At 64.7% G+C, this 20,804-nt stretch carries 18 protein-coding genes; 11 read left to right on the forward strand and 7 right to left on the reverse strand.

Annotation, left to right across the window (positions count from 1 at the left end; translation table 11 throughout):
* Positions 1 to 50 precede the first annotated feature (50 nt).
* A complete protein-coding gene (gene uvrA / locus OO12_RS20730) occupies positions 51 to 3,143 on the reverse strand; it encodes an excinuclease ABC subunit UvrA (RefSeq protein ID WP_034160692.1) in 3,093 nt (1,030 codons plus the stop codon).
* Positions 3,144 to 3,576: 433 nt separating this feature from the next.
* On the opposite strand from uvrA, the gene OO12_RS27135 reads away from it, so the two are divergent.
* The 6 genes from OO12_RS27135 to OO12_RS20760 all read left to right on the forward strand — a co-directional run bounded on the left by OO12_RS27135 (position 3,577) and on the right by OO12_RS20760 (position 6,647).
* Positions 3,577 to 3,903, forward strand: a complete 327-nt coding sequence (locus OO12_RS27135) for a hypothetical protein (protein WP_052216112.1) — start codon at positions 3,577 to 3,579, stop codon at positions 3,901 to 3,903.
* Positions 3,904 to 4,052: 149 nt separating this feature from the next.
* Positions 4,053 to 4,394, forward strand: a complete 342-nt coding sequence (locus OO12_RS20740; RefSeq protein ID WP_034160613.1) for an ArsR/SmtB family transcription factor — start codon at positions 4,053 to 4,055, stop codon at positions 4,392 to 4,394.
* Positions 4,391 to 4,876, forward strand: a complete 486-nt coding sequence (locus OO12_RS20745) for an SRPBCC family protein (RefSeq protein ID WP_034160614.1) — start codon at positions 4,391 to 4,393, stop codon at positions 4,874 to 4,876. The genes OO12_RS20740 and OO12_RS20745 overlap by 4 nt, the downstream gene beginning before the upstream one ends.
* Position 4,877: 1 nt before the next feature.
* Positions 4,878 to 5,627, forward strand: coding sequence for a DUF899 domain-containing protein (locus OO12_RS20750; RefSeq protein ID WP_034160615.1), 750 nt, complete (start codon positions 4,878 to 4,880; stop codon positions 5,625 to 5,627).
* 29 nt (positions 5,628 to 5,656) lie between these two features.
* Positions 5,657 to 6,409, forward strand: a complete 753-nt coding sequence (locus OO12_RS20755) for a DUF899 domain-containing protein (RefSeq protein WP_034160616.1) — start codon at positions 5,657 to 5,659, stop codon at positions 6,407 to 6,409.
* 4 nt (positions 6,410 to 6,413) lie between these two features.
* Positions 6,414 to 6,647, forward strand: a complete 234-nt coding sequence (locus OO12_RS20760; RefSeq protein ID WP_034160617.1) for a hypothetical protein — start codon at positions 6,414 to 6,416, stop codon at positions 6,645 to 6,647.
* 118 nt (positions 6,648 to 6,765) lie between these two features.
* On the opposite strand, the gene OO12_RS20765 is transcribed toward OO12_RS20760, so the two are convergent.
* Positions 6,766 to 8,163: an efflux transporter outer membrane subunit gene (locus tag OO12_RS20765; RefSeq protein WP_082006686.1), complete on the reverse strand. Its 1,398-nt coding sequence runs from the start codon at positions 8,161 to 8,163 to the stop codon at positions 6,766 to 6,768.
* Between the two features lie 221 nt (positions 8,164 to 8,384).
* Between OO12_RS20765 and OO12_RS28230 the strand changes: the two genes are divergently transcribed.
* The 3 genes from OO12_RS28230 (at position 8,385) to OO12_RS20775 (ending at position 12,062) form a co-directional block, all read left to right on the forward strand.
* Positions 8,385 to 8,513: a class IIb bacteriocin, lactobin A/cerein 7B family gene (locus OO12_RS28230; protein ID WP_152616559.1), complete on the forward strand. Its 129-nt coding sequence runs from the start codon at positions 8,385 to 8,387 to the stop codon at positions 8,511 to 8,513.
* 178 nt (positions 8,514 to 8,691) lie between these two features.
* A complete protein-coding gene (locus OO12_RS20770; RefSeq protein WP_034160619.1) occupies positions 8,692 to 9,939 on the forward strand; it encodes an HlyD family secretion protein in 1,248 nt (415 codons plus the stop codon).
* Positions 9,936 to 12,062, forward strand: coding sequence for a peptidase domain-containing ABC transporter (locus tag OO12_RS20775; protein ID WP_052216113.1), 2,127 nt, complete (start codon positions 9,936 to 9,938; stop codon positions 12,060 to 12,062). Before OO12_RS20770 ends, OO12_RS20775 begins: the two co-directional genes overlap by 4 nt.
* A 33-nt stretch (positions 12,063 to 12,095) precedes the next feature.
* Here OO12_RS20775 and OO12_RS20780 read toward each other — a convergent pair whose 3' ends face one another.
* The 4 genes from OO12_RS20780 to OO12_RS20795 all read right to left on the reverse strand — a co-directional run bounded on the left by OO12_RS20780 (position 12,096) and on the right by OO12_RS20795 (position 17,192).
* Positions 12,096 to 13,487, reverse strand: coding sequence for a peptide MFS transporter (locus OO12_RS20780; protein WP_052216114.1), 1,392 nt, complete (start codon positions 13,485 to 13,487; stop codon positions 12,096 to 12,098).
* Positions 13,488 to 13,519: 32 nt separating this feature from the next.
* The gene (locus OO12_RS20785; RefSeq protein ID WP_152616560.1) at positions 13,520 to 14,104 is read right to left on the reverse strand and encodes a GNAT family N-acetyltransferase; all 585 of its coding nucleotides are present in this window, start codon (positions 14,102 to 14,104) and stop codon (positions 13,520 to 13,522) included.
* A 78-nt stretch (positions 14,105 to 14,182) separates the two neighbouring features.
* Positions 14,183 to 14,968, reverse strand: coding sequence for an AraC family transcriptional regulator (locus OO12_RS20790; protein WP_200887525.1), 786 nt, complete (start codon positions 14,966 to 14,968; stop codon positions 14,183 to 14,185).
* A gap of 82 nt (positions 14,969 to 15,050) precedes the next feature.
* Positions 15,051 to 17,192: a TonB-dependent siderophore receptor gene (locus tag OO12_RS20795; RefSeq protein WP_034160620.1), complete on the reverse strand. Its 2,142-nt coding sequence runs from the start codon at positions 17,190 to 17,192 to the stop codon at positions 15,051 to 15,053.
* Positions 17,193 to 17,334: 142 nt separating this feature from the next.
* Between OO12_RS20795 and OO12_RS20800 the strand changes: the two genes are divergently transcribed.
* Positions 17,335 to 19,404, forward strand: a complete 2,070-nt coding sequence (locus OO12_RS20800) for a TonB-dependent siderophore receptor (protein ID WP_034160621.1) — start codon at positions 17,335 to 17,337, stop codon at positions 19,402 to 19,404.
* 87 nt (positions 19,405 to 19,491) lie between these two features.
* Here OO12_RS20800 and OO12_RS20805 read toward each other — a convergent pair whose 3' ends face one another.
* Entirely contained in the window at positions 19,492 to 20,289 is a 798-nt protein-coding gene (locus tag OO12_RS20805) for a helix-turn-helix domain-containing protein (RefSeq protein WP_082006687.1), read from the reverse strand.
* Between the two features lie 119 nt (positions 20,290 to 20,408).
* On the opposite strand from OO12_RS20805, the gene OO12_RS20810 reads away from it, so the two are divergent.
* Positions 20,409 to 20,804, forward strand: coding sequence for a hypothetical protein (locus tag OO12_RS20810; RefSeq protein ID WP_034160698.1), 396 nt, complete (start codon positions 20,409 to 20,411; stop codon positions 20,802 to 20,804).

The raw sequence follows: 20,804 nt of genomic DNA on the forward strand, positions 1-20,804 counted from the left end.
CGCAGAGCTCGCAATCAAACATGATCTTTGTGCTCATTTTGCCCTCGCTTCTACTCCGCCGCCACCGTCTCCACACGCCCCCTGCCCTTCGCCAACAACGGCGCCAGATACTGCCCGGTAAATGACCCCTTCGCCTTGGCCACCTGCTCCGGCGTCCCCTCGGCAACGATCTCGCCGCCCTTGACCCCGCCTTCGGGCCCAAGGTCGAGTACCCAGTCGGCGGTCTTGATCACGTCGAGGTTGTGCTCGATCACCACCACCGTATTCCCCTGCTCGACCAGTTGGTGCAGCACTTCGAGCAGCTTGCGCACGTCCTCGAAATGCAGGCCGGTGGTGGGTTCGTCCAGAATGTAGAGCGTCTGGCCGGTCGCGCGGCGTGAGAGTTCCTTGGCGAGCTTGACGCGCTGCGCCTCGCCGCCGGACAGAGTCGTCGCCTGCTGGCCGACCTTGACGTAACCGAGGCCGACCTCCGCCAGCATTGCCATCTTGTCACGGATCGGCGGGACCGCCTTGAAGAATTCGACCGCGTCCTCGACCGTCATGTCGAGCACATCGGCGATTGAGCGACCCTTGAACTTCACCTCCAGCGTTTCGCGATTGTAGCGCGCGCCGTGGCACACGTCGCAGGTGACATAGACGTCGGGCAGGAAGTGCATCTCGATCTTGAGCAGGCCATCGCCCTGGCACGCCTCGCAGCGGCCACCCTTGACGTTGAAGCTGAAGCGGCCGGGTTTGTAGCCGCGCGCCGCGCTTTCGGGCAGGCCGGCGAACCAGTCGCGGATCTGGGTGAAGGCGCCGGTATAGGTTGCCGGGTTGGAGCGCGGGGTGCGGCCGATCGGCGACTGATCGATGTCGATCACCTTGTCGAGATATTGCAGGCCAGTGACCTTGTCATGCTTGCCCGCCAGCACGCGCGCACCGTTGAGCGTGCGCGCGGCGGAGGCATAGAGCGTGTCGATGGTGAAGCTCGACTTGCCCGAGCCCGATACGCCGGTGATGCACGTGAAGGTGCCGAGCGGGATGCTCGCGGTGACGCCGCGCAGATTATTGGCGGTGGCGTTGTGCACGGTCAGCTTCTTGCCATTGCCCTTGCGGCGCTTGGCCGGCACCGGCACTTCGCGCGTGCCGTTGAGATAATCGGCGGTGATGCTGCCTTTAGTCGCGAGCACTTCGGCGAGCGAGCCCTGTGCGACGACTGCGCCGCCATGCACGCCGGCGCCGGGGCCCATGTCGATGACATAATCGGCGGTGCGGATCGCGTCCTCGTCATGTTCGACCACCAGCACGGTGTTGCCGAGATCGCGCAGGCGGCGCAGCGTCTTGAGCAGCATGTCGTTATCGCGTTGGTGCAGGCCGATGCTGGGCTCATCGAGCACATAGAGCACGCCGGACAGGCCCGAGCCGATCTGCGACGCGAGGCGGATGCGCTGGCTTTCGCCGCCCGACAAAGTGCCGCTGGTGCGGTCGAGGTTGAGATAATCGAGCCCGACATTGTTGAGGAAGCCGAGCCGTTCGAGGATTTCCTTCAGGATGCGCTCGGCGATCGCGCGCTGCTGATCAGTCAGGTCGGCGGGGACATTTTCGAACCAGGCGAGCGCATCGACCACCGACAGGCGGGTGACGCTGGAAATGTCGCGCATGCCGATCTTGACCGCCAACGCCTCGGGCTTGAGGCGCGCGCCGTGGCACACTTCGCAGGCGGCGCTGCTTTGATATTTGGACAATTCCTCGCGCATCCATGCGCTCTCGGTCTGGAGCAGGCGGCGGTTGAGATTGCCGATCACGCCCTCGAACGGCTTTTTCACGTCGTACGACTTGCGGCCGTCGACAAAGGTCAGGGTGACCGGCTTGCCGCCGGTGCCGTGGAGGATGATCAGCTTCACTTCGCCGGGCAGATCCTCCCATGGCGTTTCGAGGCTGAAGCCGAATTCGCGCGCCAGACTGCCCAGCACCTGCATGTAATAGGGCGAGGGCGGGTTGGACTTGGCCCAGGGCACGATCGCGCCCTTCTTGAGCGACAGAGCGTGGTTGGGGACGACGAGATCCTCGTCGAACAGCATCTTCTCGCCCAGGCCATCACAGGCCGGGCACGCGCCCTGCGGCGCGTTGAAGGAGAAGAGCCGCGGTTCGATCTCGGCGATGGTGAAGCCGCTGACCGGGCAAGCGAATTTCTCGCTGAACACGATGCGGTTGGCGGGAACGCCGGCGCCTTTCATGGCGCCGCCGTCGAGAGTGGCGACAGCCCCCTCCCCCGTTCGTGCTGAGCTTGTCGAAGCACCGCTCTTCTTTTTACCGGCGGCAGTGGAAGAGGTGGACGGCCCTTCGACAAGCTCAGGGCGAACGGAAGTTTCGGCAATGAACTTCTGGGGAGCTTCCCGAACCCGATCAGAAGCGCCCCGGTTCGACGAGAGCTCCGCGACCGTGGTGTCGACCAGGTCGACATAGGCCAGGCCCTCCGCCAGCTTGAGTGCGGATTCGAAGCTTTCCGCGAGGCGCGTGGCAATGCCGTCGCCCATCACCAGGCGGTCGACCACGACCTCGATGTCATGCTTGTATTTCTTGTCGAGCGCGGGCGCTTCGTCGATCTCGTAAATCTCGCCGTCGATGCGCACGCGGGTGAAGCCGGCTTTCTGCCACTCGGCCAGTTCCTTGCGATATTCGCCCTTGCGGCCCCGCACCACCGGCGCGAGCAGATAGAGCCGCGTCCCCTCCGGCAAAGTCATCACGCGATCGACCATCTGGCTGACGGTCTGCGCGGCGATCGGCAGGCCGGTGGCGGGCGAATAGGGAATGCCGACGCGCGCCCAGAGCAGGCGCATATAGTCGTAGATCTCGGTCACGGTCGCGACGGTCGAGCGCGGGTTGCGGCTGGTGGTCTTCTGCTCGATCGAGATCGCCGGCGACAGGCCCTCGATATGATCGACATCGGGCTTCTGCATCAGTTCGAGGAACTGGCGGGCATAGGCGCTGAGCGACTCGACGTAGCGGCGCTGACCCTCGGCATAGATGGTGTCGAAGGCGAGGCTCGACTTGCCCGAGCCGGACAGGCCGGTGATCACGGTGAGCGTGTCGCGCGGGATGTCGACCGACACGTTCTTGAGGTTGTGCTCGCGCGCGCCGCGGACGGAGATATGAGTCAGCATGCGGCGATATGTTCCATATTTGTTCGGATTGGGCAAGACTTGGCTTTGGCCCGGCTGGATTTCCAATCTGGGAATTTGGCCGCCGTCCCGCAAGGATGGCGTCGATGTGACGGGTCAATGAGCGGGGTTCGGAATTTGGGGAGCGGCGGTACCAATTCTCGCCGGACCGGTCGCGAGCGGCCCGCGCCTGCTGCCTGGGACAAATGCGGATATGATCACTGACGTCGTTCAAGGCACCGACCGAATGGGTGAAGGATGCGGGGTGCAGCTATCGCCGCATGCCGTCGCCCGACGTGGCACGTGGCGACGATCGGCCCGATATCCCCCTGCCCGCCTGCGACGATTATCTCGTGCCCTGAGCGCGATCGCCAGGTGATGGACGGACCAGGATGCTTCGTGTATTATTTCCGCAATACACAATGAAGGATCGGTGATGGCGAAGAAGGACAAGAGCGCGAAAACCGCCAAGGCCGCGAAGCTGCCCAAGCGGATCGCCGGGATCAAGGTGCCCAAGGAACTGCGCAAATCGGGCGCGGCGCTGCTCGAAAAAGCCAATAGCCCGATCGGGCGCGAAGTGATCGCCGCCGGGATTACCGCGGTGGTCGCGGCCGCGGCGCGCAGCCGGGCGGGAAGCAAGGTCGCGGCGAAAGCGGCCGATCCGACGACGCGGGCGGCGCAGGCCGGAGCGCAGGACGCCCGGGAAATCGTCGATGCGATCGGCACCGTGATGCAGCGCCTGTTCGAGAAAAAGGCGGGCTAGGGCTTCGACAGGCTCGACCTGAACGGCTTTGAATTGATCTCGACCGACGCCATCGCACGACAGGCGCTGGTGATGATGCATCCACCGACACGGCAGTTGACAGACGGGGCAGTTGACAAGCGCATCCTTGACCGTCAATAGTTCACTATATGGTGAACTATCAAAATCCACAACTCGACCGCACCTTTGCGGCATTGGTCGATCCGACTCGCCGCGCGATCCTCGCCCGGCTTGAGCAGGATACCGAAGTATCGATCAGTGAACTGGCGCGACCGTTCGCGATCAAATTGCCCGCGGTGATGAAGCATCTCGATGTGCTCGGCGATGCCGGGCTGATCACGCGCACCAAGACGGGACGGACCGTCGCGGTGCGACTGGCGCCCCAACCGATGGAGGAAGCGATGAACTGGCTACGCCGTTACGAGCGCTTCTGGTCGGCGAGTCTCGACCGGCTGGTCACCTATGTCGAAGCGAAGGAGGCCGCCAAGTGACCAGCCTCACGTTGGTACGCCGCATCCGCGCCCGGCCCGAAAGCGTGTTCGAAGCCGTGAGCACGCCCGAGGGGCTGAGCCACTGGTTGGGCCCCGATGCGGGGCCGGTACTGCTCGCCGAAACCGATCTGCGGGTCGGCGGCGCGTTCCGCGTGCGGTTCCGGATGCTCGACGGCACCGAGCACGAAGCGTTCGGCGCCTATCTGGAGGTCGATCCGCCGCGCCGGCTGGCGATGAGCTGGCGGTGGGTAAGCGAAGATCGGGGGGTAAGCGAAGATCGGGGGGTAAGCGAAGATCAGGGAGCTGGCGACGATCCGGAAACGCTGATCGAGATCGACCTGCGCGCGATCCCCGAGGGCACCGAGCTGACCTTCACTCATGCCCTTCTGCCGGACGAGGAGACGCGTGCCAGCCATGAAGCGGGCTGGAACGGATCGTTCGACAAGCTCGAACGGTATTTCCTGCAATCCGGTGGAGCGTGACATGACATCCCATCCCATCGTGTCCGAGGAACAATGGATCGAAGCGATGCGTGCGCTGACCGCCGAAGAAAAGGCGATCACGCAGGCGCAGCAGCGCCTGGCCGAGCAACGCCGCGCGCTGCCCTGGGTGCGGATCGACAAGCCCTATATGTTCGAGGGCGTGGACGGCCCCATGCTCCTCGCCGACCTGTTCGACGGGCGCAGCCAGTTGATCGTGCAGCATTTCATGTTCGGCCGCGACTGGAGCGAAGGCTGCCAGAGCTGTTCCCTGCTCGCCGACCATATCGATGGTGCGCGGCGGCATTTCGAACATAATGATGTCAGCTATGCCGCGGTCTCGCGGGCGTCGATCGAGAAGATCGCGGCGTATCGCCAACGCATGGGCTGGCGGTTCCGCTGGGTATCGTCGGCGCGCAGCGATTTCAATGTCGACCACCATGTCTCGTTCGCGGGCGATCGGTCGGACGGCGTGTTCTACAATTTCGAGCACCGTCCCGATCCGCAGGTCGAGGAAATGCCGGGGTTCAGCATATTCCATCGCGCGCCCGACGGCGCGATCTATCGCACCTATGCCTGTTATGCGCGGGGGTTGGAGAAATTCATCGGCGTGTACGCCTTTCTCGACGTGGTGCCGCATGGCCGCAACGAGACCAAGACCGGCATGATGCACGACTGGCTGAAGCGTCATGACCGTTACGAGAATGACGGCCGGACCCAGCCGGTTTCCGCCGTGATGATCGCCGCCGCCTGAGCCAGGTTCACATCAATGGAGAGCACAACATGACCCCTCATGAATCCGTATCCAAAGAACAATGGACCGAGGCGATGCGCGCATTGGTCATCGAGGAAAAGGCGCTGACACGGCAACGTGACCGTGTCGCCGAACAGCGCCGCGCCCTGCCCTGGGTGAAGGTCGACAAGGAGTATCTATTCCAGGACGCGAGCGGGCCGGTCACATTGGCCGCGCTGTTCGACGGGCGCAGCCAGCTGATCGTCTATCACTTCATGTTCGGCCCCGAATGGGACGAAGGATGCATCGGCTGCTCGCTGATGGCCGACCATGTCGACGGTGCGCGACAGCATTTCGAGCATAATGACGTCAGCTATGTCGCGGTGTCGCGCGGGCCGATCGAAAAGCTGCTGGCCTATCGCACGCGCATGGGCTGGGGTTTTCGCTGGGTCTCCTCGGCGGGCGGCGACTTCAATGCCGATTATCATGTCTCGTTCCCGCACGGCGAACGCGGCGACAGCGTCTTCTATAATTTCGAAACGCGGCCCGACCCCGAGATCGACGAACTTCCCGGAATCAGCGTCTTCTACCGCGCCGAGGATGGCGCGATCTATCACAGCTATTCGTCATATGCCCGGGGCGGCGAGAGTTTCCTGGGCGTCTATGCCTATCTCGACATCCTGCCCAAGGGCCGCAACGAAGCGCGCGGCGGGCAGATGACCGACTGGCTCAAGCGCCACGACCGCTATGAGGATGACGGCCGCACACGGGCCGTCGCCCCCGCACTGGCCGAGACGGCCTGAGCCGATGCTGTGCTGCGGTTTCGTCGCGCTGCTCGCGGCCATGATCCTGGGATTGTGGCGGCGACTGCGCGCGCAACCGCGCATGGTCATGGCCGGACTCACCGCGATGCTCGCGCTGGTACCGATCGTGGCGCTGGCGGCGACCGTACCAGGCGACCAAGGGATGACGCGCGCCGATGTCATCGCGGCCTCACTGCGGTCGATGTGCGGCGCGCATTTCGGCGGAGCGCCTCACTAAAATGCTTCCTGTCCCCGCCGCGTTGGCCGGGGCAGCGTGCATAGCGTTTATGGCGTGTTTCTCGACTTCGCTCGAAACGAACGGAAAGCGGCAGATCCGTTCGGGCCATGGTTCGGGCTTATGAGCTCAGCCCATCCGGTACCCGAGGGGCGCCGCCCAATGCCTTGAACAGGTCGATGGCGGCGAGCAATTCGTCCTGACGCGCGACCAGGGCGGCGTCATTGGTCTGGGTTTCATTGCGCTCGGTATTGATCAGGGTGTCGAGCGGAATCTCCCCCTCGAGGAACTGGACGCGCGCCAGCCGCGAGGCTTCGCGCGCATCGCGGCTGGCGCGATCATAGAGCGCGACACGCCGGTTCGCCTCGCGCAGCCCGGCCAGCGCCTGGTCGCCTTCGCTCAACGCGCGCAGCAAGGCCGCACGGTACAAGGCGACCGCTTCGACCTGAGTGGCGCTTGCCGTTTCATACTGGCCGCGCAGCCGTCCGCCCTGAAAGATCGGCGCGAACAGGCTGGCCCCGGCTGAGAGCGTCACCCCGAACGGTCCGCCGATCGCCGCCGCCTGCACCAGCCCCGATCCCGACAACCGCAGCGAGGGTTTGAACGCGGCGCGCGCTTGCTGCACATCGCCGCGCGCCGCCGAGATGCGCGCTTCAGCGGCGCGGATGTCGGGGCGGCGGAACAGCAGGTCGCCCGGCTGGCCGGCACCGATCGCCGGGGTGGCGAGCGCGCTGAGCGCCAGCGGCCTGGGTTTGAAGCCAGGCGATTCCAGGCCAAGCAGGGCAGCGAGACCAGCGCTGAGCCGCGCCCGCGCCTCGGCCAGCGAGGAATGCTGCGCCTCGAGCCGGGCCAGCTCACCCGATTGCAGCCCGACATCGACACGCGTCGCCACGCCCTCGCGCAGCCGCACATTCAGGATGCGCAGCAACTCGCGCGCATTCGCGCTGTCGCGCTCGGCCACCGCGATGCGGTCCCCCAATGCCGCCCATTGCACCAGCGCGCGTGCGGCATCGGTTTCGACCACCAGCGCGGCGGCATCGCTGTCGAACCCGGCGGCGGCGACCCGATCACGCGCCGCGCGCTTGCCGGCGCGCGCGCCGCCGAACAGGTCGAGATCATAGGCCACATCAAGCCCGGCCTGACCGACGCTGTAGCTGTAGAGCGCGGTATTGGAATTGTCGGTGCGCGTCGCGGTGGCGCCGGCGCTGGCGCCGATCGTCGGGAGCAGCGCCGCACCGGCGATGCGCGCTTGCCCGCGCAACTGCGCGACGCGCGCGCGCGCGGCCTCGATCGTCGGATTGGCGGCGCGCGCGCGCGCAACCAGATCGGCCATGTCGGGCGTGCCGAAGCGCTGCCAGAAATCTTCGCCCGGCGCCTCGTCCGCCCGGGCAAGCTCCGAATCGTTCAACGACTCGCCCCACGACTCGGAGGAGATCCGCGCAGGCTCGGGAACCTGAATCGACGGCCCCATACAGGCCGAAGGCATAATAGCGAGCAAGATCAGGGGCTGGAGTCGCATGATGACATGGTAACCGTGCCATGTTGCGATACGGTAAAGATTGTCGATTTCGTCCCGTATTGATACCGATTCGTAAAAATACGCAGTTAATATTTCGTTATTTCAATAGCTTACGATTTCCCTAAGAATCTCGACCATGCCTGAGATGTCATGTTGAAACTCGAACGCCGCAGCGGCATTCAAGTTGCCGGGACCATAACTCGAGTAACAGGAGCTTGATTATGCGCACTCTCAACGAAGAAGAGCTGAATAACGTTTCCGGTGGTCTTGGTGGTCTGGTTGGCGGTGTTCTCGCCTTGCTGTTCGGCTCGCCGCGGCGCTGCGATCCGAAACCCCGCCGCCACTGCTGATCATTCGGAATTCGGCCCGATCCTGAACCAGGTTCGGACAGCAAATACGCAAGGGGCCGGGGTAGCAATGCCGCGGCCCTTTCGCTGTCCCCTGATCCGGCTGCCCTGACGTGATTAACGTCATCCTCAGAATTGGGTCTTAGATCCGGCCGCTGACGGGACCGCGTCGAAGGACAGTATGACGAGTACGTTGTTCCGAACCGAGGTCATCGAGGCGCAACGCCAGCGCCTGACCGGCACAGTCATCGCCGCGAGCCCGCCGGGCGCGCGCATTTATGGCACTCTCCTCGCGATCGCCTTCGCGCTGCTTGTCGCGGTGCTGCTGTTCGGCAGCTTCGCGACGCGCGAAAGCGTGAAGGGGCTGGTCGCGCCCGACCTCGGCATTGCCCGCGTCTATCCGCCCGGCGCAGTCGAAGTGCGCGCGATCCATGTCAGCGAGGGCGAGCGCGTCACCGCCGGAACCCCCCTGGTCACGGTCGCGGTGACCCAGGGCCGCGATGCCGGTGGCGAAGGCGTGGCCGGGCAGATCCGCGAGATCGACCGCCAGGATGGCGAACTGGCGCGGCAGCAGGCGCTGGCCGCCGAACTCGGCACCGCCGAGACTGGTGGCCTTGGCCAGCAACGGACCGGAATGGCCGCCGAGATCGCCTCGCTGCAACGCCAGCGCACGCTGGCCGCCGGGCAAGCCGATCTGGCGGAGTCGGGCAGCGCCCGCGCGGCGCGCTTGCTGCGCGAGCAAGCCGGCACCAAACGGCAAGTCGAAGAAGCGCGCGCCGCGGCCTTGTCGCGCCGTGCCGAGGTCGAGGCGCTCGACCAGCAAATCATCACTCAGCGCGAGGCGCTGCGCCGCATCGGCACCGACATCGCGCAACGCCGGTTGGGCAGCGCGCGCAGCGGCGCGGAGCTTGCCGCGCAACGTGCCGACCTGGCCGGACGGCGCGCGGCATTGATGCGGCTCGACCGGCTCGAGCTGACCGCACCGGTCGCCGGCGAAATCAGCGGCCTCAACGCCGAAATCGGCCAGCGCGTCAGCCCGGACAGTTCGCTGCTGACGCTGATCCCCTCTGGCAGCCGGATGGAAGTGTGGCTCTACATCACCAGCCGCGCCGCCGGCCGGGTGCGCGTCGGGCAGCAAGTGCGCTTGTTGTTCGATGCCTTTCCCTATCAGAAATTCGGCTCGGGCCTGGGCAATGTCGTCGCGATATCGGCAACGCCGACCGATCCCGCGCTGATCGATCCGGGGCTGAAGATCACCGATCCGGTGTACCGCGTGCGCGTGCGGGTCGACCGCGTGGTCGGACCGCAAGCGGCCGCTGGCCTTGGCCAGCTCCGTCCCGGCATGACACTGAATGCCGATCTGGTGCTCGAACAGCGCAAATTGTGGGAAGTGTTCCTCGATCCGATCCTGCGGGCGCTGCGTCGATGAGTGGCGTCGAATGGCCCTGGTCGCGCCGCATCCGACCGATATTGCAATCCGAGGTCAATGAATGCGGGCTGGCGTGCCTGGCGATGGCCGCCGCCAATGCCGGGCACCGCGTCGATCTGGCCGGCTTGCGCCGCCTGTATCCGATCTCGTCACAGGGCATGACTCTGGCCGAGCTGATGCGCATCGCCGGCGCGATCGAACTGTCGCCGCGCGCGGTCCGGCTGGAGATCGAGGAGCTGGGCGAGCTGCAGTTGCCCGCGATCCTGCACTGGGACCTTAGTCATTTCGTGCTGCTGGAGCGTGTGTCGGGGAACAAGGTCACGATTCTCGACCCCGCCGCCGGCCGCCGCATCCTCTCCGTGACAGAAGTCTCACGCCATTTCACCGGGGTCGCGCTGGAGTTGACGCCAAGCCCGGACTTCACCCCGATCGTCGCCCGGTCGGCGCTCAGGATCAGCGACCTGTGGACGCGGATCAGCCGGCTGCGCGGCGCGATGGCGCAAGTGGTCGGCTTGTCGCTGCTGTTGCAGGTCACCGTCCTTGCCCTGCCCTTCTGCCAGCAGATCATCGTCGACGAAGCGATCGGGCAAGGCGACACCAGCCTCGTGCTGCTGATCGCGATCGGGTTCGGCTTCGTCTATCTGCTCAATGTGCTGGTCCAGGCGCTGCGCTCCTGGGTGGTGCTGACATTGGGGGAATCGATCTCGTTCCAGCTTGCCGGCAATCTCGTCCGGCATCTGATCCATTTGCCGGTGTCGTTCTTCGAACGGCGCCATGTCGGCGACCTGTTGTCGCGGACTCAGTCGATCAAGCCGATCCAGGAATTGCTCACCCAGGGCGTGGTCAATGTCGCGATCGACGCGCTGCTCGCGCTGACCACGCTGATCGTCATGCTGCTGATCAGCCCGCTGCTCGCGCTGGTCGTGCTGATCACCTCCGCGCTTTATGCGTTGATCAGCGTATTGCTCTTCCCGCAATGGCGCGCGCGTTCCGAGGAGGAGATCGTCGCCCGCGCCAAGCAGGAAACGCATTTGCTCGAGACGATGCGCTCGGTCCGCGCGATCAAGCTGCACGGCATGGAAACGATGCGCGAGGCCGGCTGGCGCAACCTTTATGCCGATGTCGTGTCGGCGAGCTATCGTGCGGATCGTACCGGAATCCAGCTGACCCTGGCCGAGAATCTGCTGTTCAACCTGCAATTGCTGCTGGTCCTCGCCTTTGCCGCCAACATGGTGATCGCGGGCACGATGACGATCGGCCTGATGTTCGCTTTCCTGTCCTACCGCACCAGTTTCGCGACCAGCGCGTCGCAACTGGTGCATCGCGTGCAGGACTGGCGGATGATCGGCCTGCACCTCGACCGGCTGGCCGATATCGTATCGGAAAAGCAGGAACAGATCGGCCTGGCGCCGCCCCGCCCCAATGAACTGCGTCCGCCCGCGATCCGGGTGGAACGGCTGAGCTTCGCTTATTCGCCGACCGATCCGCCGATCCTGCACGACGTGTCGTTCGATGTGCCCGCAGGCAGCTATCTGGCGATCGTCGGCCGCTCGGGATCGGGCAAGACGACGTTGCTGCGCTTGTTGCTCGGCCTGTTGACGCCGACATCGGGGCAGATCCTGATCGACGGCATCCCACTCGGCCCGGCGACGATCGCCGCATGGCGGTCGCGGGTCGGCGCGGTGCTGCAGGATGATGCGATGCTGCAAGGCACGATCGCTGACAATATCGCCTTTTTCGATCCGCAAGCCGACATGGAGGACGTCATATCCTGTGCGCAGTTCGCGCGGATCCATGACGAAATCATGCACATGCCGATGCAGTATCACAGCTTTATCGGCGACATGGGCGGTGCGCTGTCGGCGGGCCAGCGCCAGCGACTGCTGCTCGCACGCGCGATGTACCGTAGCCCCGACGCGGTGTTCCTCGACGAGGGCACCGCCAATCTCGACGAAGCGAACGAGATGGCGGTGGCGGAAAGCTTCGCCCGGCTGCACCGCACGCGCATCGTCATCGCGCATCGCCCTGCGCTGATCGAGCATGCCGTGCAGGTGATCGAGCTGGATCAGGGCGGCGTGACGATCCGCAGCACCAGCCCGACGCGTCTGCAGGGCGTCGCCTGACGCGCCGCGTGGCCCGGGCGTTTCAGCAAATGCCTAAGCGCCTGCGGGTCCCGCCAGCCGGCGCGTCAACATGCGCCCGAACAACAGCACCAGCAGCGCCCCCATCAGCGAAATGCCGGCATTGAGCAGCCAGAACGCGCCCGGCGTCATCCTCTCATACAAGGTGCCGACCCAGCCCATGATGATATTCCCGACGAACAGCGACAGATAAGCGCAACCCATCATCGTCGCATTCACGCCGGGTGGCGCAGCGCGCGACATCAGCGCCAGGCTGGGCGGCCAGTAATAGACGAACGCGATGCCGATCAGCACAAAAGCGCCAAACGGGATGAGCGCGCTCGTGGTGCCTGCACCGGCCAGCATCCCCGCCACCGCCATCGTACCGGCCGCGATCGCGGCGATCACCGCGCCGATGCCGATCTTGGTCAGGTCGCTCGATTCACGCCCGCGCCGTGCCGCGCGCGCCCAGAGCCAGATCAGCGGCGCCACCACGATCACGCTGGATAAGGCATCGACCGAATTGAACCAGGGCGCCGGGATATGGCCGAGGGGGGTGGCCAGGTCGGCATGGCGATCAATCCATATCATGCCGACATTGAAGAACTGGAAATAAGTGATGGTCTGGAACACCGTGATACCCATCACGGCCACGAGCAGCAGCACGGTGCGCCATTCGGCACCGGTCAGCGGCGCTGCCGCCGCGCGGTCGCGCCGGCGTGGGCGCTGGTCGGGCAAATAGCGCTGCCCCGCCAGATAGGTGACGGTCGCGAGCAGCATCAGCACCCCGGCCGTGCCGAAGCCGATATGCCAGCCATAGGCCTGTGCCAGCCCGCCACACACCAGCGGCCCGAGCACCGCACCGATATTGATCGCCATGCTGAAGATGGTGAAGGCGCGCGTTCGCCGCGATTCATCATTTGCCGGATAGAGATGCCCGATCTGCGCCGAGATATTGCCCTTGAGACAGCCCGACCCGAGGATCAGCAGCAGCAAGGCAAGCAGGAAGCTGTGGTCGAACGCCATGGCGAAATGCCCCGCGCTCATCAGCAACGCACCGATCACCACGGTCCGCTTGGCGCCAAGCAGCCGGTCGGCGATCCATCCACCCAGGACCGGCGTGAAATAAACCAGGCCCGAATAGAAACCGAAGGTCTGCGATGCGAGCCCCTGGGGCGATAAAGGGCCGAGCACGGCTTCGAGCGCGCTGCGATAGGCTGCCAGTCCCGCGACCTGTTCGACATGGCCGGGCTGGAACAGCTGCTGCGCCATGTACAGCACGACCAAAGCGGTCATGCCGTAATAGGAAAACCGCTCCCACGCCTCAGTGAAGGCAAGATAGGCCAGACCCTTGGGGTGACCGAGGAAGGAGCGGTCGGCAGTGATGATGGGGTCGGCGTCCGGCATGATATCCGCTGTCGTCGCCATGGCCGTCCCGTCTCCTCGAACCTCGAAAAAGCCTAGCGCACTCCAGGCGCGGCGCCAGCGGTTTCTCCGGAACCCCGCTCGATCAGCCACATCGCATCGGTCACGGCAACAGCGGGCGATGCCAGCACCACCGATGTGGCGATCTGGCGCGGCGACACCGTCCAATAGGCTGCGAGCAGTCGGGCCTTGCTGTCCTCGGGCACGAGCTGAAAGCCATGCTGCTGATAGAAGCGGATCGCCCATGTCGCCGCCAGCCATGTGCCGACCAGCAGCGGGCGCTCGCTCGCGGCGCGCAACTGCTCGATCAATATATGGCCGATGCCATGCCCCTGCCAGGCTGGCTGGACATAGGCGTGACGGATCAGATCGACATTGCGGACGCGTTGAATGCCCATCACCCCGACCAGCGCACCCCGGATTTCGCATCCGATAAAGCCGACCCCCGCCGCCAGTTCGTCATGCAACTCGCCCTCCGACATATAGGGTTCGTGCCAGCAATCCGCCGGGATGACCCCATGATAGGCTTTGGCCGCCGCATTGATGATCGACAATAATGCGCCCGCGTCATCGTGATCGCAGGGTCGGATGATCCGCTCGTTCTGATCGGGTGTTGGCATCGTCTGAATTCCTTCTTCGTGTCACGCGAAGAACAGCAGAGCGGGGTGCCGTGGGTCTTGGACGAAATTGCAGACGGGTCAGCGCGCAGCCTCGGCATAGGCGCCCGGCGTCGCGCCGTACCGGCGGACGAAGCTGCGGTTGAAGTGGCTCTGATCGGCAAAGCCGGCGCCCGCGGCCGCGTCGGCCAGCGGCGCCCCGTCCACAATCATGCGGCGGGCGAGCTCGAGGCGACGCTGAACGACATAGGCATGCGGGGTCAGTCCGGTCAGGCGGGCAAAGCCGCGCAGCGTCTGGAACCGGCTACCGCCCGCGTCCTGCGCAAGTTCCTCAAGCGGATGCGGGGCGGCAGGATCGTCGTCGATCCGCGTCCGGACGCGCATCAGGCCGGAGGGCGGGGAAGACGTTAAGGTGCGCGTCTCACCGATATGTCCGGCGAGGAGCAGAATGAGCGCTTCGGCGGCGTCAGCCGCATCGCTCCGGCCGTCGGTCTGCGCTGCATAAGCGAGGTTGAAACGGCGGACCAGCGCAGGCCCGGTCAGGACCGGCCGGGTGAATTCGAAATCCGCCGCCCCACCTTTGCCATCTTCGCCGATATCGGCGGCGATCGCCGCCACGGTCGGACGGGCCAGATACAACATCCTCCAGGCACGGCCTGCACCGATCGGAGCGCCATCATGGACTTCGCCGGGATTGACGGTGATGATGTCGCCTGCCTCGGCTTCCACCGCGCCGCGTCCGCTCCAGGACCGCTGCGCACCGGCGACAATCAGGCCGATGCCATAATCGTCATGTGTGTGGCGCGCAAAGCTCTGCCGCGATCGCGCCTCCACCGCCATGATCTGCCGGTTTGCGCAGCGGATCATGGTGAAGGCGTTGCGGTTCATCGGCCGAGCATGCACCCCGACCCGCTCTGTCGCCAGTGGCATCTGCTCCGCGCGTGCCCCGTCAGAAGCGATAACCGAGCGTGCCAATGACGTTGCGGCGATAGCCGGCGCCACAAGCCGAGCGCACCGAACAGGACGCGTAGTACTCATTGTCGAACAAATTGGTCGCGTTGACCGCAAGCGACCAGCGGCCCTTGTCGAATGCGACCAGCGCATCGGCCACGGTGAAGCCGGGCGTCGTCAGCCGCTCGACCGCGCCGCTCGTCACGATGTCGTTGAAGATCACCGCCTCGGTCGACGGTCCGACATAGCGTACGCCAGCACCGATCCTGACCAACATGTCGTCGCTCAGCGCGAAGCTCTTCTCGCCCCAGGCCGAGGCCTGGTCACGCGGTACCGCCGAAATCGGCAGGCCGACCGCGAGCGGATCGGCGCTGCGGCCGAGCTTCGCCGCGACATGGCTGTACGAAGCGGTCACGGTGACGTTGCGCGCGACCGTACGCGAGGCTTCGATCTCGAACCCGCGCGATTTCACTTCGCCCTGCTGAATCTGGTTGTTGCCGTTCAGCGGATCGGTTTCGAGCCGGTTGGTGCCGAGAATGTCGAACGCGGACAGGGCGACAAGCGTGCCGGCATCGGGTTGCCACTTTACCCCGGCCTCATATTGCCGGCCACGCTGCGGCTGGAAGCGTTTGCCGTAATAGTTGAGGCCGATCGTCGGCTGGAACGATTCCGAATAGCTGACATAGGGCGAGATCGTCTCGCCGAGTTTGACGATCAGGCCGGCGCGGAAGCTGGTCGCCTTGTCGACTTGCCGGTCGTCATCGACGGACGAGGTCGCGCGGTCGTGCCGCACGCCCAGCGCCAGGATGATGCGACCGGCATAGTTGATCTGGTCCTGCGCGTAGAAGCCGAGCTGGGTGTCGACCCCATAATGGGCCGGCGCGAAACTGCCCTCGGGTATATTGCCATACACCGGGGCATAAATGTCGATCGGGTCTGCGGCAGCGTCGAGAAAGGCGCTTTTCAGCGTCGAACGCTGGTAATCGATGCCGAACAGCAGTTTGTGCGTGAACGCGCCAGTCGTGAAATCCGCCCGCAGATTATTGTCGGTGGTGAACACCGTCAGCCGCGCCTTCGCGTCGGAGCGGACGCGCGGATAGAGGCGGTGGTCGGGATCGAGAAACGGATCGACCGCGCCGGTGTAGAAGTCGCCCTGGACATTGGCGTTGTACGTATCGGAATGATTGTAGCGCACGGCGCTGGTAAAGGTCAGCGCATCGCTCAGCCGGTGCGTGCCGAGCAGCGAGATGCTATATTGTTCGCTGTTATAGGCATTCAGCCCCGGCTCCCCGAGATAGGTGCCGAAACGCAATTTGCGTCCCGGCGGCGCGAGCAATGTCGCGCCCAGCGGCAGGAAGGTGGAGATCGAGGCGGCACGGTCGCGCTGGTACAGCCCCTCCAGCACGATGTCGGTGCGATCGTCGGGCCGGTAGCGCAGCGAGGGCGCGATGAAGATCCGGTCGTCCTTGCCGAAATCATTCTGATTGTCGGCGTCGCGCACCACCCCGACCAGCCGCGCGGCGACCGTGCCGGCGCGGTCGAGCGGCCCGGTCAGGTCGAGCTGCACTTGCTTGCGGTCGAAGCTGCCATATTGCACCGCGATCTCGCCGCCGGTCTCGAACTGTGGGCGCTTGGTGATGCTGTTGACGATTCCGCCCGCTGCGCCCTGGCCGTACAATACTGAGGACGGGCCGCGCAGCACTTCGATCCGGTCGAGATTATAGGCCTCGATTCGCGAGGTGTAGAAACTCGTCGGCTGGCGCATCCCGTCGATATAGGATTGCGCGTCGAAACCGCCGCGCCCGGTGACATAGTCGAAGCGATAATCCGCACCATTGGGTTCGGTGCGTACGCCCGGCGTGTAGCGCAACGCTTCCTGCACGCCGGTCGCACCGCGCGCGGCGATCTGGTCGGCGGTGATGACGCTGATCGCCTGTGGGACATCGACGATTGCGGTATCGGTCTTGGTTGCGGTGGTCGCGCGCGTTGCGGTGATGAAGATGTCGTCGCTGTCCGCGCTGCTTTCCTCCGCCGGCCGGTCGATCGACTGTGCCGACAACTGTGCCGACACCTGTGCGGATTGGGGCATGGCGGCCAGCAAGATGGTCGCCGCGAACGGGAGCCTGATCAATCTCGTCATGTGTTTTTTCCGCTGAATCCCGAACCGCAGGGCGGGCTATATGATGCAATAACGATTATCAATAGCAACTCTCTGGCCGCCGATTCATGATTGCGATCAATTCTCATTAGCGATAGAGGCTCGCCCGAATAAGGGGATCGCAATGACATTCAATAAAATTCTTGGGCTGTCCGGCATCGCGCTGATCGCATTGTCGAGCGGTACGGCATGGGCAGCCGACGACGTGAAGGATGCCGACCAGCGCGATGACATCATCGTCACCGGCGAGCGTGCGAAGCAGGAGTCGGGTGCCGGTACCAAGACCGCCACGCCGCTGATCGAGACACCGCAGCCGATCACGATCCTGACCGAAGAGACGTTCCGGGCACAGGGCGCGATCAACATCAGCGATACGGTGCGCTATGCCGCCGGGATCACGGCCAACCCCTATGGCCGCGATACGCGCGTCGACAGTTTTGTCATTCGCGGCATTGATGCGCTGCAGTTCCGCGACGGCATGCGCGACATCTTCGGCTCCTATGTCAGCGCCACGTCGGATCCGTATAATTTCTCGCGCGTGGAGGTGGTGCGTGGACCGGCCTCGGTGCTGTTCGGCCAGGGGTCGATCGGCGGCATCGTCAACCTTGTGTCGAAGGCCCCTGAGTTCAGGACACGCGGTGAGATCGCGGCGGTCTATGGCAGCGACAATCGCAAGGAACTGCTCGCCGACATCAACGGCCCGATCAGCGACGGGCTGGCCGCACGGCTGGTCGCGCGGGTGCGCGATGCCGATACTTTCATCCGCCATGTGCGCGACGATCGCGTGATGATCGCGCCGTCGCTGCGCTGGGAACCCGGTGCCGATACGGACATCACGCTGCTGGGTCTGTATCAGGACGACCATGGCGGCTCGACACCGCAATTCCTGCCGATCGTCGGCACGCTGTTCGACAATCCCGGCAACCCGCGCCTGCCGCGCACCCTGTTCGTCGGCAAGCCGGGACACGACCGCTACGATGGCCGGTTGCTGCAGGGCACCGCAATGATCAAGCAACGCATCACCGACCAGATCGAATTGAACCTGAAGGCGCGCTATATCGACAGCAACGTGAGCTACTTCACGCACTACACCAACAGCTACACCAACCCGACCGACCCCTATCTGGCGGGCAGCAAGGGGCGGTTGATCCAGCTCTACAGCGACGACAAGCTGGCGACGCTGAACGTCTTCAGCACCGACAATAATGTCCAGATCAAGTTCAACACGGGCGCCGGGGTCAGCCATCTGCTGCTCGCGGGCGTGGACTATAGCTGGAACCGCTTTACCGAGCGCTACGGGTCTGGGCGTGATATAGTCGATCTTTACAACATCGATTATGCCGCGCTGTCCGTTCCGGTGATCGATCCCGTGGCGGCGCGACAGTCGCAAAAGCAGCTTGGCATTTATGTCCAGGACCAGATCCGTTTCGCCGATCGCGTCTCGGTGGTGCTGGGCGCGCGGCGCGATCATGTGACCAGCCCCGGCTCGCCATCCGCCAATGCCACCACGTTCCGCGCCGGCATCATCGGCGAGATCGGTGCCGGCATCTCGCCCTTTTTCAGCTACACCGAAAGCTTCCAGCCGATCGCGGGGTTCACCGTCGATCATTCGGCGTTCAAGCCCCAGAAGGGCGCTCAATATGAGATCGGTGCGAAATGGCAGCCCGATGCCTTCACGCTGGTCACCGTTACCGGCTTTCATATCAGGGAGAGCAACCGCCCGATCGCCGATCCGCTCAACCCACTCAGGCAGACCCAGTCGGGCGAACTCACCACCAAAGGGTTCGAGATCGAGGCAACCCGCAGCTTGCCGGGCAATTACGAGGTGTCGGTCAATTATGGCTATAACGAGCTCGAGACACGGGACTCGCCCTATTTCGACTATTACCCGCGTCACAACGCATCGATCTGGGGCATGAAGACGCTGCCGCTGGGCGATGCCATGTCGCTGCGACTGGGCGCTGGCGTTCGCTACACCGGTAATCGCAAGTCAGTCGGTTCGAAATGGACGATCGTGACGGGTGACAACACGCTGGTCGATGCGCTGGCCGAACTCGAATGGAGCAAGTGGCGCTTGTCGGTAAACGCCACGAACCTGTTCAACAGAGCGTATTTCGCCTCCTGCCTGTCGCGGGGCGATTGCTTCATCGGCGCACCGCGCAGCGTGATGGCCACGCTGGCCTATCGTTTCTGAAGCGGGTGAGCGGCGTGGCCGCCTGGAGTTTGATCCAGCAAGACGGCACCGGGCCGGTGCCGAGCCTCAGTGCAGCTGGATCAAACTCTAGCGGTCGCCGCTTGCCAAAGCCCTGACCATCTCCGCCGTCGCATCGTCGGCGGGGAAGAAGGTCTCCAGCGTCAATTCCGACAGGGTCACGTCCTGCGCCGTGCCGAACACCGTCGTGGTGCTGAGGAAACTCAGCACCCGGTCGCCCATCAGCAGCTTCATCGGCACCGCGATTCCGCCCAGATCCTGCGGCTTGGCATCGGCCATCGGCGGCGCGGGATAGCTTTCCAGTTCGGCGACCAGATCGTCGAGCCCGGAATCGCTTGCCGCCTGGGCCTGGCGCTTCAAACGCGAGATCAGATGGTGGCGCCACTCCGCCAGATTGACGATCTGCGCCGCCAGCCCGTCGGGATGCAGCGCGAGGCGCATGACATTGGGCACCCCCGCGAGCAGCGCGGGCGACACCGTCGCGAGCAGCGGCGCGACGCCGCGGTTCGCCGCGATCAGGTTCCAGCACCGGTCGACCACCAGAGCGGGCCAGGGCTCATGCCCGGCGAGGATCAGATCGACCGCGCGGCGCGCGCCGGCCATTTCCGGGTCGTCGAGCGAGCGCTCGCCGAACAGGGGCGCGAAGCCGGCGGCGGTGAGCAACAGGTTGCGCTCGCGCATCGGCATCTCGAGCTGTTCGGACAGGCGCAGCACCATCTCGCGGCTCGGGCGGGCGCGGCCGGTTTCGAGGAAGCTCAGATGGCGCGCGGAAATCTCCGTATCGAGCGCGAGATCGAGCTGGCTCATACGCCGCTTCTGGCGCCATTCGCGCAACTGATCCCCGACATTTCGTGCAGCAACCGCCATGGTCTTTCTCCTCTGTGCCGACCCTAGGCCCGGCACTCGATCTCCGGCCATTACCTGTCAGGTAATCGACGCAACTACCTCGGTCAGCAAAAAGGCCCGTGTCAACAACGGAGGTAATCATGACCGACACGACCCTATCGACCGTCCGCCGCATCCTTGGCCTTGATGCACTCACCTGCCTGCTCGCCGGTGCGGTGATGAGCCTTGGCGCCGGCATGCTTGCCGAACCGACCGGCCTTCACCCGACCCTGTTGCTGGTCGCCGGATGCAGCCTGTTCCCGGTCGCCGCGCTGTTCGCCTGGATGGCGAAGACCAGCCTGCTGAATGCGCCGCTCGTGCTGCTGGCGGTGGTCGGCAACATCGCCTGGGTCGCGGCGAGCATCGCCGTCGTGATGCTGACCGAACCGACCGCGTTCGGCACGGCCTTTGTGCTTGCCCAAGCGCTGGTCGTGGCGGGCCTTGCGTGGCTCGAGTTCAAGACGCGGCCCGGGGTTCGTGCAACCGCCACCGCCTGA

Origin of the sequence: Sphingomonas sp. ERG5 (assembly GCF_000803065.1) — a bacterium.
Lineage (GTDB): Bacteria > Pseudomonadota > Alphaproteobacteria > Sphingomonadales > Sphingomonadaceae > Sphingomonas.

Bases quoted from the DNA above. Each gene is read 5' to 3' on its own strand.
- OO12_RS27135 (WP_052216112.1), top strand. From the start codon at position 3,577: ATGGCGAAGAAGGACAAGAGCGCGAAAACCGCCAAGGCCGCGAAGCTG.
- OO12_RS20740 (WP_034160613.1), top strand. From the start codon at position 4,053: ATGGTGAACTATCAAAATCCACAACTCGACCGCACCTTTGCGGCATTG.
- OO12_RS20770 (WP_034160619.1), top strand. From the start codon at position 8,692: ATGACGAGTACGTTGTTCCGAACCGAGGTCATCGAGGCGCAACGCCAG.
- OO12_RS20795 (WP_034160620.1), bottom strand. From the start codon at position 17,192: ATGACGAGATTGATCAGGCTCCCGTTCGCGGCGACCATCTTGCTGGCC.
- OO12_RS20780 (WP_052216114.1), bottom strand. From the start codon at position 13,487: ATGGCGACGACAGCGGATATCATGCCGGACGCCGACCCCATCATCACT.
- uvrA (WP_034160692.1), bottom strand. From the start codon at position 3,143: ATGCTGACTCATATCTCCGTCCGCGGCGCGCGCGAGCACAACCTCAAG.
- OO12_RS20790 (WP_200887525.1), bottom strand. From the start codon at position 14,968: ATGATCCGCTGCGCAAACCGGCAGATCATGGCGGTGGAGGCGCGATCG.
- OO12_RS20800 (WP_034160621.1), top strand. From the start codon at position 17,335: ATGACATTCAATAAAATTCTTGGGCTGTCCGGCATCGCGCTGATCGCA.
- OO12_RS28230 (WP_152616559.1), top strand. From the start codon at position 8,385: ATGCGCACTCTCAACGAAGAAGAGCTGAATAACGTTTCCGGTGGTCTT.
- OO12_RS20755 (WP_034160616.1), top strand. From the start codon at position 5,657: ATGACCCCTCATGAATCCGTATCCAAAGAACAATGGACCGAGGCGATG.
- OO12_RS20750 (WP_034160615.1), top strand. From the start codon at position 4,878: ATGACATCCCATCCCATCGTGTCCGAGGAACAATGGATCGAAGCGATG.
- OO12_RS20775 (WP_052216113.1), top strand. From the start codon at position 9,936: ATGAGTGGCGTCGAATGGCCCTGGTCGCGCCGCATCCGACCGATATTG.
- OO12_RS20765 (WP_082006686.1), bottom strand. From the start codon at position 8,163: ATGCGACTCCAGCCCCTGATCTTGCTCGCTATTATGCCTTCGGCCTGT.
- OO12_RS20760 (WP_034160617.1), top strand. From the start codon at position 6,414: ATGCTGTGCTGCGGTTTCGTCGCGCTGCTCGCGGCCATGATCCTGGGA.
- OO12_RS20810 (WP_034160698.1), top strand. From the start codon at position 20,409: ATGACCGACACGACCCTATCGACCGTCCGCCGCATCCTTGGCCTTGAT.
- OO12_RS20785 (WP_152616560.1), bottom strand. From the start codon at position 14,104: ATGCCAACACCCGATCAGAACGAGCGGATCATCCGACCCTGCGATCAC.
- OO12_RS20805 (WP_082006687.1), bottom strand. From the start codon at position 20,289: ATGGCGGTTGCTGCACGAAATGTCGGGGATCAGTTGCGCGAATGGCGC.